The 13,689-nt window shown below is 71.1% G+C and carries 12 protein-coding genes; 8 read left to right on the top strand and 4 right to left on the bottom strand.

From position 1 onward, the window contains the following. Positions 1-241: 241 nt before the first annotated feature. Both OG562_RS42035 and OG562_RS42030 read right to left on the bottom strand, forming a co-directional pair. Positions 242-751, bottom strand: coding sequence for a nuclear transport factor 2 family protein (locus OG562_RS42035; RefSeq protein WP_266407488.1), 510 nt, complete (start codon positions 749-751; stop codon positions 242-244). A gap of 279 nt (positions 752-1,030) precedes the next feature. After that, on the bottom strand, positions 1,031-1,153 hold the full coding sequence (locus OG562_RS42030) for a hypothetical protein (RefSeq protein ID WP_266407485.1): 123 nt from the start codon (positions 1,151-1,153) through the stop codon (positions 1,031-1,033). 294 nt (positions 1,154-1,447) lie between these two features. Between OG562_RS42030 and OG562_RS42025 the strand changes: the two genes are divergently transcribed. The 5 genes from OG562_RS42025 to OG562_RS42005 all read left to right on the top strand — a co-directional run bounded on the left by OG562_RS42025 (position 1,448) and on the right by OG562_RS42005 (position 9,472). After that, positions 1,448-3,898 carry an MMPL family transporter gene (locus OG562_RS42025; protein WP_266407483.1) on the top strand — a complete coding sequence of 817 codons (2,451 nt, stop codon included), beginning with the start codon at positions 1,448-1,450 and terminating at the stop codon, positions 3,896-3,898. Positions 3,899-4,036: 138 nt separating this feature from the next. Then, on the top strand, positions 4,037-5,320 hold the full coding sequence (locus tag OG562_RS42020; RefSeq protein ID WP_266407481.1) for a sensor histidine kinase: 1,284 nt from the start codon (positions 4,037-4,039) through the stop codon (positions 5,318-5,320). 480 nt (positions 5,321-5,800) lie between these two features. Continuing rightward, positions 5,801-6,736 carry an SGNH/GDSL hydrolase family protein gene (locus OG562_RS42015; RefSeq protein WP_266407478.1) on the top strand — a complete coding sequence of 312 codons (936 nt, stop codon included), beginning with the start codon at positions 5,801-5,803 and terminating at the stop codon, positions 6,734-6,736. A gap of 808 nt (positions 6,737-7,544) precedes the next feature. Then, a complete protein-coding gene (locus tag OG562_RS42010) occupies positions 7,545-8,747 on the top strand; it encodes a sensor histidine kinase (protein ID WP_266407476.1) in 1,203 nt (400 codons plus the stop codon). 68 nt (positions 8,748-8,815) lie between these two features. Continuing rightward, positions 8,816-9,472, top strand: coding sequence for a response regulator transcription factor (locus tag OG562_RS42005; RefSeq protein ID WP_266407474.1), 657 nt, complete (start codon positions 8,816-8,818; stop codon positions 9,470-9,472). On the opposite strand, the gene OG562_RS42000 is transcribed toward OG562_RS42005, so the two are convergent. Both OG562_RS42000 and OG562_RS41995 read right to left on the bottom strand, forming a co-directional pair. Then, positions 9,442-10,122: a DedA family protein gene (locus OG562_RS42000; protein WP_266407472.1), complete on the bottom strand. Its 681-nt coding sequence runs from the start codon at positions 10,120-10,122 to the stop codon at positions 9,442-9,444. The two genes, OG562_RS42005 and OG562_RS42000, sit on opposite strands and share 31 nt — an antisense overlap. After that, entirely contained in the window at positions 10,119-10,844 is a 726-nt protein-coding gene (locus OG562_RS41995) for a class I SAM-dependent methyltransferase (protein WP_266407469.1), read from the bottom strand. Before OG562_RS41995 ends, OG562_RS42000 begins: the two co-directional genes overlap by 4 nt. Positions 10,845-10,976: 132 nt before the next feature. Here OG562_RS41995 and OG562_RS41990 point away from each other — a divergent pair, with 132 nt between their 5' ends. The 3 genes from OG562_RS41990 (at position 10,977) to OG562_RS41980 (ending at position 13,678) form a co-directional block, all read left to right on the top strand. Beyond that, entirely contained in the window at positions 10,977-12,122 is a 1,146-nt protein-coding gene (locus tag OG562_RS41990) for a sensor histidine kinase (RefSeq protein ID WP_266407466.1), read from the top strand. Then, positions 12,119-12,769 (top strand): response regulator transcription factor, encoded by a 651-nt coding sequence (locus tag OG562_RS41985; RefSeq protein WP_266407465.1) that lies wholly within the window; start codon positions 12,119-12,121, stop codon positions 12,767-12,769. Before OG562_RS41990 ends, OG562_RS41985 begins: the two co-directional genes overlap by 4 nt. A gap of 303 nt (positions 12,770-13,072) precedes the next feature. Beyond that, complete coding sequence (locus tag OG562_RS41980) at positions 13,073-13,678, top strand: ABATE domain-containing protein (protein ID WP_266407463.1); 606 nt, start codon at positions 13,073-13,075, stop codon at positions 13,676-13,678. Positions 13,679-13,689 lie beyond the last annotated feature (11 nt).

Here is a 13,689-nt window from a genome sequence, read left to right as displayed (position 1 = left end):
GGCACGGCGGAGGGCGGAGAGGAAGGTGTCGGCCGACTGGGCGCCCGAGAGACCGTACGCCCGGTTGATGACGGAGAACGGCACGCCCGTCGCGCCGGATCCGCGTGCCTCGCGGACCGCTCGTGCATCCGGTCGCCCAGGCCGTGGGCGGCGGCCAGGTGACTGGAGGCGGTGGGCGTCGATCGTGTTGACCGCCGAAACCCTGCCCCCACCGGCCCCCGGCCGACAGGACAGCGGCTGCTCAGAACATGGTGTTGTCGTTCGCGGACGTCTCCGGGACATCCTGGATGACGTCCCAGTGCTCGACGATCTTGCCCTTCTCGAACCGGAAGATGTCCATCACCGCGGCGCCGCGGTCGGTCGCGTCGTAGGTTCTCTTGTAGTGCACCGCCACCAGGTTCTTCTCGCCGAACACCCGCTTGAAGTCGAACTTCAGCTCCGGGGACAGGGTGGTCCGCCAGGTCACGTACTCGACGAACGGCTTCGTGCCGTCGGCGGACAGCGGGTTGTGCTGGATGAACTCCGCGCCCACGTAGCGGTCCGCGGCCGCCTGGGGCTGCTTCTTGTTGAAGGCCAGGTCCAGGAAGGCGACGGCGACACGCTCGTTGTGCTGCACCTGGCTCTCCGGCCGGTGATGGCCGCCGCCTCCCTCCGGACTGGCCGAGGCCGTACCCGCGACGGTGAGCGTGACTGCGGTGATCGCGCCGACAGCAGCCAGGGCGGCTTGGCGGCGAGAGACAGAGGTCTTCATGGTCATCTCCTGGGGTTGGACACAATGGGTTCGCGCCACCGAGGTGGTCCGCCCGGATGCACGGACATCCGGCAACGACATGGGCGACGCTGAGTCGTTGAAGAACGGGTATCGGCTGCGGAGCGTCATGGGGATGTCCCCGTTCCTTCGCTCCTGCGGGCCGGTGAACCGCCCGCAGTACCGACCGTAAAAGCATCTCTGCAAGGGCGGGAGAGGAGAGTCTGTCCATGGATCGGCGATCCCTACTTGCGGCAACGCTCCCGCAGCCGCCATCCCGCGTCAGCCGCCGAGCGGCAGCCGACGCGGTCTTCCGGCGTACCCGCGGGGAATCCCGTACAGCACGTCGTCACGCGACTCGGTGAACCACGCGCGCTCGCGCACCAGCACGACGTCATTGGCCAAGCAGCCGGTCGTGGGCGTCGGTTGACAGGCGGCGACGAGTCTGCCGGTGCGGGTGTCGAGGACTGCCGAAGGCCCACCTGCCACACCTCGCGGGGGCACCGTCTCTCTTCGATCAGGGCATCGCCGGCCGACGGGCTTTGAGGAGGGCGGGGATTGGTACCGCGGTACTAACGGGCTCCGCCTGATTCGGTTCCGTCGTACCGGATGGTCGCCCGGTACCGCTCCTAGGTTGAGATCGCGGGTCAGTCAGGCCCAGCTCACCCAATGATCTCTGTCTCCTGGTGGGAGTAATCCGTGGCCACCTTCCTCTATCGGCTCGGCCGGCTGTCGTTCCGGCGACGACGCATCGTCGTGATGCTGTGGGTCGCCGTCCTGGCCGCCATCGGCATCGGCGCCATGAGTGCGCCCGGCACATCCTCCGGGGCCCTGAGCGTTCCGGGCACGCAATCGCAGCGGGCGATCGACCTGCTGCAGAAGGAGTTTCCGCAGGCCTCCGCCGACGGCGCCACCGCGCGCGTGGTGTTCGAGGCGCCCAGCGGGCAGAAGCTCACCTCCACCGCCAACAAGGCCGAGGTCGAGTCCCTGGTGGCGAAGCTGGAGAAGTCGCCGCAGGTGTCGGGCGTCACCGATCCCTTCACCAGCGGCCTGGTCAGCAGGTCCGGCGCCATCGCCTACGCCCAGGTGTCCTACAAGGTCGCCCAGGCCGACGTCAGCGGCGCGGCCCACGCCGTCCAGACCGACGTCGTCCGGCAGGGCGAGAAGGCCGGCCTGAAAGTGAGCCTGGGCGGCAACGCCGTCAAGGACAAGGCCACGAACAAGGCGGCCGAGCTGATCGGCGTCGGGGTCGCCGCCGTCGTCCTGGTGATCACCTTCGGCTCGCTGATCGCGGCCGGACTGCCCCTGCTCACCGCGATCCTCGGGGTGGCCGCGGCCGTCCTGTCGATCACGCTCACCACGCATTTCTTCGACCTGGCCTCGGCCTCCACGACCCTGGCACTGATGCTGGGCCTGGCCGTCGCCATCGACTACGCCCTGTTCATCGTCTCCCGCTACCGCAACGAGATCCGCGACGGCCACGAACCGGAGGAAGCCTGCGGACGTGCCCTGGGCACCGCCGGGTCCGCGGTCGTCTTCGCCGGTCTGACCGTGATCGTCGCGCTGAGCGGCCTGAGCGTCATCGGCATCGGCACGCTCACCTCCATGGGGCTGGCCTCCGCCTTCGCCGTGGCCGTCGCCGTGGTCATCGCGCTGACCCTGCTGCCCGCCATGCTCGGCTTCGCCGGTATGCAGATCATGAAGAGCAGGATGCTGACCCGCCGTATGAAGGCGCTGGAGCGCGGCGAGGGCGAGTCGACGGGCGTGCGCTGGGCAAGGTTCGTCACCCGCAACCCGGTCAAGGTGCTCGCGGTCTCGGTGGTCGGCCTGGCCGTGCTGGCCATCCCCGCGATGTCCCTGCAGATGGCCCTGAACGACGACTCCGGAAAGCCCCCCGGCAGCACCCAGCGCATCGCCTACGACACCCTCAGCAAGGGCTTCGGGCCGGGCTTCAACGGACCGCTCACCGTGGTCGTCGACGCCCGGGACAGCGACGATCCCGAGGCGGCCGCCCAGGACGCGTACACCATGCTGAGCAAGCTGGACGATGTCGCGGCCGTTCGTCCTCCCTCCTTCAACCAGGCCGGCGACGTGGCCCTGCTCGGCGCCGTCCCCAAGAGCGCCGCCACCAGTGAGGCCACCAAGGACCTCGTGGGCGAGATCCGCGACCACGGCGCCGCCCTGCACCAGGACACCGGCGCCGACCTGATGGTCACCGGCCTGACCGCCGTCAACATCGACGTCAGCACCAAGCTCTCCGACGCCCTCGTCCCCTACCTGGCCATCGTCGTCGGCCTGGCCCTGGTCCTGCTCCTGCTGGTCTTCCGGTCGATCGTGATCCCGCTCAAGGCCGCCCTGGGCTTCCTGCTCAGTGTGGTCTCGACCCTCGGCGTCCTGGTGGCGGTGTTCCAGTGGGGCTGGCTGAAGGACCTCTTCGGCGTCGACCAGACCGGACCCATCGTCAGCCTGCTGCCCATCCTGCTGATCGGCGTCGTGTTCGGACTCGCCATGGACTACGAGGTCTTCCTCGTCTCCCGCATGCGGGAGGAGTACGTCCACGGCGCCGAACCCACGCAGGCCGTCGTGCAGGGTTTCCGGCACAGCGGCCGGGTGGTCACCGCGGCCGCGGTCATCATGGTCTCCGTCTTCTCCGGATTCCTCCTCGACGACGCCGCTCTGATCAAGTCGATCGGCCTGGGGCTCGCCGCCGCCGTGTTCTTCGACGCCTTCGTCGTCCGGATGACCATCGTCCCGGCGGTGATGGCCCTGCTCGGCCACCGCTCCTGGGACCTGCCGAAGTGGCTCGACCGGATTCTTCCGAACGTGGACGTCGAGGGCGAGAAACTGCGCCACGCGCTCGAAGCCGAGCAGACGGACTCCGCGCCTGAACCCGTGCTCGCAGGTGTCGCCACGGGGGTCCACGCGGGCTCGAACGACCACGGCGCCGCCCACGCTTTCACCGACGGCCGCGCTTCTGGCGCCCCGGACACGCCGGCACCTGCCCAGCAGGCCCCTGGGAAGGCACGCGGACTGTCCAGGCTCAAGCAGCGCCTCGCACGGGGCGGCGACGCCACCACCCCTGCCGACTCGACGGAGTCGGAGGCGCCGGCGCGCAGGAAGCTGCTGAAGAACCCGATCCGCAGGAGTTGACACACGGAGCCGCGGCACCGGCTTCCGCACGGCTCCCGACGTGGCGACCGACTCTCACCGGCCGTATCCCCCTGCCCCGTCCGCCGGCCCGATCACCCCCGTCCGGCGGACGGCCCGACATCGCGAAGGGCCTCCCCCGTGACCGCACCGAGCGCCCCCGCTCCCGGACCACGCCCCGACGAGCGCCAGTTCCTTCAGGCCCTGACGAGCGATCCCGAGCAGCGGGTGATCGCGTCGGTCATCTCCCGGCTCGCCTCATGGCGGCGGGCCGACCGGGCCCGTCCCCGGGCCCGGCGGTGGGGGGTCCCTGCCTTCTGCTTCGCGGTCGGCAGCGACGCCTACGCCAATCCTCACAACGTCAGCGACCCCCAGCTGCCGATCATCCTCGCCTTCTGTATCCCGCTGCTGTGGCGGGAACGACGCCCCATGCTGGTCTTCGCCCTCACCACAGCCGTCTCGATCGTGTCTCTTCCTCTCGGTGTGCTGACGGGCGCCGAGTTCGCCCGGGTGGTCGCCCTCTTCAATGTCGGCCGGCACTGCACCCCACGCCGACTGGCCGCCGCCACCGGCGTCACCCTCGTGCAACTCGTCGCATGGGCCTACTTCTTCTGGCGCGGCCGGCAACTGGAGTACGTCACGCGTCCGGAGCCCGTGACGTTGATGGCGATGGTCGCCGTGGCGGCGTGCGCGGCACTCCTGGCCTACGCCTACATCGACGCCCTGAAGAGGCAACACGGCCAGCAGGCCCGTCTCGCCACCGCGCAGGAACGCGCCCGCGTCTCCCGCGAGATGCACGACATCCTCGGCCACACCCTCGCCGTCATCGTCGGCCTCGCCGACGGCGCCGCAGCCCTCACCGAGACCAAGCCCGAACGCGGACCCCAGACCCTCCGCATCATCGGCGCCAGCGGCCGCGACGCCCTGGCCGAACTGCGCCGCCTGCTCGCCGTCATCGGCGACGACAACGACCGGCCGCACGATGCCCCGCTCGCCCCGCAGCCCGGCCTCGCCGACCTCGACGCCCTGCTCGACCGGGTCCGCGCCGCCGGCCCCACCGTCGCCCTGTACGCGCACGGCGACCTCACCAGCCTGGCCCCCGGACTCCAGCTGTCCGCCTACCGCATCATCCAGGAGGCCCTGACCAACACCGTCAAGTACGCCGCCTCCGCCACCTCGGTCCACGTCTCCATCGCCGCCGACCCCGGCATCGTTCGCCTCACCGTGGAGGACACCGGCCCGCCCCGCACCCACGCACGCCGTGACGGGACGGGCGGCGGTCGGGGCCTGGTCGGTATGCGCGAGCGCGCCACCCTGTACCGGGGTGAGGTCACCGCCGGACCCAACCGTGAGGGCGGCTGGACCGTCCACGCCCTCCTCATCCCCAACGCGCCTGCCGACTCCCTGGAGAAGCGGCCCGTTTGACTCGGCGACGTGCCGGGTGGTCTCGATTCCGCCGTGCCGCGCCGCCTGATGGAAACCCGCACCGCGCGGATCGCCTCGCGCGAGGTCGACCCCGACCCACGTCTGACCGGCCTGCCGGCGCGAGCGCGATGTCCTGGCCGATACCGCCGCCTGGCCGGGATCGGCGCGCGCCCCACGACACGGGACTCGCCCGGCCGGCCTTGGCCGCACCTCCGCCGCGAGTCGACGCGCCTTCCTACCGCGGTACTACTCGACACTGCCGCAATCGGTCCCGCGGTACCGACGACAAACGCGTTTTGCCGCCTACTTTGACGGCAGGTTCGCATACGACCTCGTCCCCGCCGTGATCCGGGCAAGCCTTCCGCCTCCCCGGCCGGCCCTGCGGTCCCGCTCCGGGCGACGCCGCCCATCGCCCGCAGTCCCCTGCGCTGCGGTGCCCGCCCAGCAGTTGGTCATCTGTGACGACGACAGGAGAAACCCGTGGGACCGTATGCACGCACAGGTCTGGCCGGGATCGTGAGCTGCGGTGTTCTGCTCACCGCCGTCCTCATCGGACGGCCGGACGGCGACCACGGGAGCTCCGGGGACGCGGGACCGCAGCCGGGGCCCTACGTCGCTCTCGGCGACTCCTACACCTCCGGTCCGAAGATCCCCCGACAGTCCGGAACCCCGGCCGGATGCGACCGCTCCGACCACAACTATCCCGCGGTGGTGGCACGCCAACTCGGCGTCACGGCCGCTGACTTCCGTGACGTCAGCTGCAGCGGCGCCACGATCACCGACCTCACCGCGCCGCAGAAGACGCCCAACGGCGCCAACCCCGCCCAGCTTTCGGCCCTCTCGAAGCGGACGCGGCTGGTCACCCTCGGCATCGGCGGCAACGACATCGGGTTCGGTTCGACGGTCACGAAATGCGTCACGTTGGGAGCGGTGTACCGCGCGACCGGCGGCGGCCGCCTCTTCTCCGACAAGGCGCCCTGCAAGAAGCAGTACGCCGACGACGGCACCGACGAAGTGGCACAGAAGATCCAGGCAACCGGCCGACAGCTTTCCGCGGCGCTGGCCGAGATCGAACGGCGTGCGCCGAAGGCCCGGGTCTACGTCGTCGGGTATCCGGCGATCCTGCCCGCCGAAGGCAAAGGCTGCGGCAGGGAGCTGCCCCTCGCGCCCGGTGACGCGACCTACCTGCACGACAAGGGCAAGCAGCTCAACAGCATGCTGCGCGAGCAGAGCGAGGCCGCCGGAGCGACGTACGTCGACACCTACTCCCCGTCCGTCGGTCACGACGCCTGCTCCGCGGAGAAGACCCGCTGGATAGAGCCCCTCCAGCCCAGCAGCCCGGCCGCCGCCGTCCATCCAAACGCGCACGGCGAGAAAGGCATGGCCGACGCCGTGCTCCGTGCGATCGGAGCCTGAACGCCCGTAGAAGCTGCAACGCCTCGGCTACCGCCTCCTGCTGGATTCCAGGCCGGACCTGAGCCCGGATCGGAGCCCGCAGTCGCGTCCAGGCCGTCGCCTACGCCTACGCCTACGCCTACGAGTCGGGTCTGACCGCGCCGCACACCATTCGCTCGGCGCTCCCCCCGCCCGGCCGCGCTCGCACCGGCCCCGCAACACAGACCGTGGACCGCCGTCGCGGCCGTGAGGAGGACGAACTCCGGTACCCCGGTACTAGTCGGCGCCGCGGCATTCCCTCCCGCGGTGCCGTGGCATCGGTCTATTCCGCTTCTAGGTTGAAGCCCGGTACTGGTCAGGCCCGTCCAGGCAATGACGTCTCTTCCCTGCGGGAGCAACTTCGTGGCCATCGTTCTGCACCAGTGGTGGTGGGTGAAACGCCGACCGGCTCGAGGCCGGAAACCGCGCCACGCGCTCGAAGCCCGGCAGGCCGCCCGCCCCACGGCCGCCCTCGCCCGAGGTTCGGCCCCCGGCTCCGGCGGCGCGGACAGGGGCCGGGGCAGGGGCGGTGACCAGGTCAGGACGACCGCCGACCCCGAACCGTTGTCAGCCGTACGATCGCGAAAGAGCGGTCGGCCCCGGTCGGCGTTCTCCCCCAGTCGCCGCCCGTCCGTCCATTCCCCCGGGACCGGCGAGCGGCTCGCCTGCACCGCGAAGGGCCCAGACCTTGACCCCCACGACCCCACAGGATTCCCGGCCCGGTCGACACCTCCCCGGTCGGCCCGAGCTGCCCGAGGCACTGACGACCGATGACGAGCAGCGTGTGATCGTGTCCATCATCGCCCGGCTGTCTTCCTGGCGGTGGGCGGACCGGACCCACCCCTGGGTCCGGCGATGGGGCGTACCACTGTTCTGCGCCGCCCTGGGCCTGCCGTCCGTACTCACCTCCGCCGACGAATCCGGGGTCGCCGAAGAGCTGGCCCTCAGCGTCGCCGTGGCCGTTCCGCTGCTGTGGCGGGAGCGCAGGCCCATGCTGGTCTTCGCGCTCACCACTGCCACCGCTGTGCTGACGAACTACACAGGGTCCCTCCACGGCGCCGACGCCGGCGCCGACGTCGCACGCCTCGTAGCCCTGTTCAACGTGGGCCGCTTCGGCACCCCCGCCCAGCTGCTCATCGCCCTGGCCATCTCCCTGACGCAGCTGGTCGCCTGGGCCGCCGGGCTGTGGGGCGACGGTCAGGCGGAGTACGCCGCACGCCCGGAACCCCTCGTACTGCTGGGGATGGTGACGGTGACGGCCATCGCCGGCCTCGGCCTCGCCACCCGCCTGGTGAACGTCGTCATCGCCGCCCTGCAGAAGGAGAAGGACCAGCAGGCCCGCCTCGCCGTCGCCCAGGAACGCGCCCGCGTCTCGAAGGAGATGCACGACATCCTCGGCCACACCCTCGCCGTCATCGTCGGCCTCGCCGACGGCGCCGCCGGTCTGACCGAGACAAAGCCCCAGCGTGGTGCCGAGACCCTGCGGATCATCGCTGACAGCGGCCGCGGCGCCCTCGCCGAACTGCGCCGTCTCCTCGCCGTCATCGGCGACGACGACCGGCCGCACGAGGCCCCGCTCGCCCCGCAACCCGGCCTCGCCGACCTCGACCCGCTGGTCGAACGCGTCCGCGCCGCCGGCCCCACCGTCACCCTCGGCACCGACGGCGACCTCACCGCGCTGGCCCCCGGCCTCCAGCTCGCCGTCTACCGCATCGTCCAGGAAGCTCTCACCAACACCCTCAAGTACGCGGCCGCCGACACCTCCAGCAGCGTCCGGGTGACCGTCGGACCCGGCACGGTCCACGTCCACGTCGAGGACACCGGCCCCCTCCGCGCACCCCGCTCCCGAAGGCGGAGCACCGGAAACGGCCGCGGCCTGATCGGCATGCGCGAACGCGCGGCCATCTACCAGGGCCAGGTCACCGCCGGACCCAACCGTGAAGGCGGCTGGAGCGTCCACGCCCGTCTCCTGACCACCCCGCCCTCCCCCTAGCTCTCGACTCCTCCCCCCATGAGCAGGGAGGCACCCCCATCCACGACCAGAACGGAGAACCCCCGCACATGACCACCGTGCTCATCGTCGACGACCAGGCCCTGCAACGCCTCGGCTTCAGCATGCTCCTGGAACAGCACGCCGACCTCACCCTCATCGGTGAGGCCACCCACGGGGCCGAAGCCGTCCGCAAGGCCGCCGAGCTGAAGCCCGACGTCGTCCTCATGGACGTCCGTATGCCCGGCATGGACGGCATCGAGGCCACCCGACGCATCATCGCGTCCGGCGGCCGCTCCCGCATCCTGGTCCTGACCACCTTCGACCTCGACGAATACGCCTACGACGCCCTGCGCGCCGGAGCGTCCGGGTTCCTGCTGAAAGACGCCCTGCCCGACGAACTCGTCTCCGGCATCCGCGCGGTGGCCGCCGGAGACGCCGTCATCTCGCCGGGGCTGACCCGCAAGCTCATCGACGCCTTCAGCAGCCGTCTGCCGGGCCACACGCCCGAACAGCAACGGCAGCTGGCCCGCCTCACCAACCGCGAACGCGAGGTGCTCACCGCCGTCGCGACCGGCTGGAGCAACACCGAGATCGCCGCACGCCTCTCCCTCGCCGAGTCCACCGTCAAGTCACACGTGAGCAGCATCCTCGCCAAGATCGGGGTCCGGGACCGGGTCCAGGCCGTGATCTTCGCCTACGACGCCGGCCTCGTCAGACCTGCCTGAGCATGGCCGGAGGACTTCGTGGCGGGCTCGGACGCCGGTCCCCGGGTCGGAGGAGACGGGCGGCGCCTTCTTCGCCACAGCAGCGAGCCCCCGATCGCCGTCAGAGCGACCAGGGCGAGGGCGGGGCCGCCCAGCGTGAGGACGCGCTGGAGAGAGGTCGCGGCGGCGTATCCGACACCCGCTTCCGCTGTGGCCCACACACAAGCGGCGACGACGCTGTACGGAGCGATGCGCCGGTAGGGCAGGCGGGTGGCGCCCGCGGAGTGCGGGGCGAGGGTGCGCACCACCGGCAGGAAGCGGGCCGCGAAGACCGCCCGGCCGCCGTGGCGCGTCATCAGCGTCTCGGCCCGGCCCCACGCGGCATCCGGAACGCGACGGCCCATGGGGCCGCCGCGCAGCCGGTCACCGAGGTACCTGCCGGTGCGATGGGCGAGGAAGTCACCCGCCACCACGGCGCCGGCTGCGGCGGCGATGACGAGAAGAAGGTTGACCTGGCCGGTGCGGGCCAGCGCGCCGGCGGTCAGGAGCAGGGTCAGCGTCGGGACGAAGGCGCCGACGAGCAGGACCGACTCGGCCAGGACCGCAGCGGCCACCACCGCGTACGCCGCGGCCGGCGAGAGGTGGCCGAGGATGGCGGAGAGCGCGTTCACCGACTCGCCCCGTCCGACCGCGGCTCGAGCAGGTCCGCGCAGACGAGGGGGCGTCGCAGATGCCAGACGTAGGCGGGGGGAAGGTTGGCCCACACCGTCCAGCGGCCCGTGGCGTAGGTGCGCTGGTAGGCGGCCATGATCTCGTCCACGGCGGCGTGGCGGCGGGCTTCGGCTCGCGATGCCGTCAGGGCGCGGGCCTTGCGGGTGCCGAGGTAGGCGAAGTAGGTCAGCGTGCCGCCGGGGTGCAGGAGTTCCAGGTAACGGGCCATGATGCGCTCGACCTGCACGGGCGTGAAGTTGGTCAGGGGCAGCCCGGAGACGATGACGTCGTAGCGCTGGTCGGTTTCGAGCTGCTCGACGTAGGTCTGATGCACGTTCACCTGCGCGGACGTGTCTGTCAGATGCGGGTGCGCGGTGACGAGAGTGCGCAGTCGCTCGGCGAACCGCGGGTTGGCCTCGACGATGTCCAGGCGGCTGCCCCGGGACAGCTGCGGTATCAGGGCCCGGGTGACCGGGCCGGTGCCGGCGCCGACTTCCAGGACTGCCAGCGGGTGGGGCGCCTGAGCCCGTACAGGGTCGGTGAGTGCGCGGGCCAGGGCCTTGCCGCTGGGGGCTATGGCACCCGTGGTGCGCAGATCACGGGCCGCTTCGATCAGGAACATCCAGCCTTCGGCGTTGCGCTGCGCAAGGACACGGTCGTGGGAGGTGGTCCGGTCGTTCATGGAATCGACGCTAGAAAGCCACGCCCGGCATGGGATCCGCCGTCCTGCGACGGCGTCCCCCTACGAAAGTAGGGGGTGGACATCGTCGATCGTCAGAGGGAGCAGCGCAGCGGTCTGCCTAGGATGGCGCAGGTGAGCAGCAGAGAAAGCCGCAGATGGGCGGCCTACGGGCGTGGGGCTCTGGTGGCCCTGTGCGTACTGGCTGCCGTGCTCAACGACGTGGCGATCCAGGGGCGCTACCTGGCCCCCGTCATGGCCACAGCGCTGGTGTGCGCAGCGGCTCTGCTCGTGCCCCGGCTCCGATGGCCCGCCGCGCCGTTGTTGGTCACCGTGGCCACGGCATGGTGGGGATCGTTGCTGTTGCCCATGCTGGCAGTCCTCCTGTACGACCTGGCCGTGGACCGCCGGGCGCGCATCGCGGTGGCCTGTGCTGTCGCCGCGCTGGGCGCCAACCTGTTCAGCTACCGGGCCACCTCCCTGTGGACGGGCCAGTCCTACGCGTCCACGTTGCTCCTGCCGGTGCTGGCCGTGCTCGTCGGGCTGTGGCTGGGCAGTCGGCGCCGCCTGCTCCTGGCGCTGGCAGCCGACGTCGAGCACCTGAGCGTCGAGGCGCGGCTGCGCGAGGAGGCGGCCCGCATCGCGGAACGGTCCCGTATCGCCGCCGAGATGCACGACGTCCTGGCCCACCGCCTGAGCCTGATCGCCCTGCACACCGGTGTCCTGGCCACCAAGAGCGACACACTGCCCGCGCCGGTCGCCGAACGCCTCGGACTGCTGCGCACGACGTCCGTCGAGGCCCTCACCGATCTGCGCGACGTTCTCGGTGTGCTGCGCGACCCCGACGCCACGCCGACCGGCGCCGCCCTCACGCCGATGATGAGGGAAGCAGGGGAACTGGCCGACGAGGCCCGCGCCGCCGGCCAGCACGTCGAGCTGACCACCGACGGCCTTCCCGAGCAGGCTCCGACCACCCACCGTCTGGCCGTGTACCGCATCGTCCAGGAGGCACTGACCAATGCCCGCAAGCACGCCGAGGGCGCTCCGGTGACCGTACGCATCGACTACGGGCCGCCCGCCACACTCGTCGAGGTCACCAACCCTCCTGGCACTCCCCGCACGGACACCGTCGGCAGCGGGTACGGACTCGTCGGCCTGCGCGAACGCGTCACCGCCCTCGGCGGGCACCTGAACTCCGGACCGGCCGGCGCGGGCGCCTGGCGGCTGGCCGCACGCATCCCCCACCCCGCCGGCATCGAACAGAACGGCACCCGCACATGATCCGCACCATGATCGTCGACGATGACGCCCTGGTCCGCCTCGGCCTGGCCGACCTCCTGGACGGCGACCCCGGCATCGAGGTCGTCGCCCAGGCCCCCGACGGCCTGAAGGCCATCGAACAGGCCACCGCCCATCGCGTCGACGTCGCCCTGGTCGACGTACGCATGCCCCGCATGGACGGCATCACCGCCACCGCCCGCCTGCGAGCCCTCCCCCACCCGCCGAAGGTGATCACCCTGACCACCTTCGACCTCGACGAGTACGTCTACAACGCCCTCGCCGCCGGAGCCGACGGCTTCCTGCTCAAGGACACCGACCCCGCCGAGATACTGCGCGCCGTCCACCTGGTGGCCGCCGGCTCGGCCATGCTCCACCCCACCGCGGCCCGCCGTCTCATCGACCGCTACCACGCGGCCAACCAGCCCGAGGCGACCGCTGCCAAGGCCCGGCTGGACCGGCTCACCCCCCGCGAACGCGACGTGCTCGCCCTGCTCGCCCACGGCGAGACCAACGCCGGCATCGCCACCCGCCTCGCCATGCGCGAGAGCACCGTCAAGGCCCACGTCAGCCGTGTCCTGACCGCGCTGGAAGTCACCAACCGCGTCCAGGCCGCCCTGCTGGCCCGCGACGCGGGACTCACAGCCTGACGAGCGGAGACCGGGAACACGGAAGGCGAGGTACGACAGCCTCGACGCGGTGCCGAGGCTGTCGATCCGCCGCCGCTGCCTCTCGCAGCCCTGCTGCCCCGTGGGCACCGCCTTGACGTGCGGACAGCAGGCAGCCCACAGGTTGCGTACTGAAGATCGACTACGACCAGGCCGAGCAGGCCTGCGGGAAGTACGTCGTCGACGCCGTCCCGACGCTTCTTGTGACAGTCGGCGGTGCCGGTTGCGCTTTCCTGACACGAGCTAACCGTCTTAGACGGTTGAGCCAGCATGCAGAATGGAGACGTGGCAACGGACGACAAGTGGATCTGGGATGGCGGACGGGTCTGCCTGGACTTCGCCAACACCCTCCGAAGCCGGTGGAGAACCACACCGGAGGAGACACTCCGGGGACCTGACGACCTGATGGGCTGGCTCCGGGAGGCGCGTCTGCTCGCGCCAGGGACCACCGATCCCGGCACGGCAGCCGTTCTCATGTCCGCCCGACGGCTGCGCGAGAGCGTCGACCGGGCCGCACTGGCGGTCGCCGACGGCCGACTGCCCACATCCGGCGACGTGACGCTGCTCAACCGATCGGCAGCGACGGCCCCCAGACCCGCCCTGCAACTCGTCATCACCCACGACCACCTGGAGCCCGCCGGCGCCACGACCCTCGCCGCCGACCCCACACTCGCGCTGGCGCTCATCGCCCAGGACGCCGTCGACTTGCTTCTGTCCGCCGAGATCCGGCGCGTACGCGTCTGCGGAGTGGACCGTTGCGCGCTGCGCTTCCTGGACCGCTCCCCCGCCCGCAACCGCCGCTGGTGCTCGATGTCCCGCTGCGGAAACCGCACCAAGGTCCGCCTCCATCAGGCGCGTACACGACAGAGCGGCCGGATTACGGAAAGCTGACGGAGGAGTCC

The organism is Streptomyces sp. NBC_01275, assembly GCF_026340655.1.
Lineage (GTDB): Bacteria > Actinomycetota > Actinomycetes > Streptomycetales > Streptomycetaceae > Streptomyces.
Note: the sequence above shows the minus strand (reverse complement) of the source record. Positions and strands in the feature narration are given on the sequence as shown.

Coding starts and splice junctions, on each gene's coding strand:
- OG562_RS42035 (WP_266407488.1), bottom strand. CDS start 751: ATGAAGACCTCTGTCTCTCGCCGCCAAGCCGCCCTGGCTGCTGTCGGC.
- OG562_RS42005 (WP_266407474.1), top strand. CDS start 8,816: ATGACCACCGTGCTCATCGTCGACGACCAGGCCCTGCAACGCCTCGGC.
- OG562_RS41995 (WP_266407469.1), bottom strand. CDS start 10,844: ATGAACGACCGGACCACCTCCCACGACCGTGTCCTTGCGCAGCGCAAC.
- OG562_RS41985 (WP_266407465.1), top strand. CDS start 12,119: ATGATCCGCACCATGATCGTCGACGATGACGCCCTGGTCCGCCTCGGC.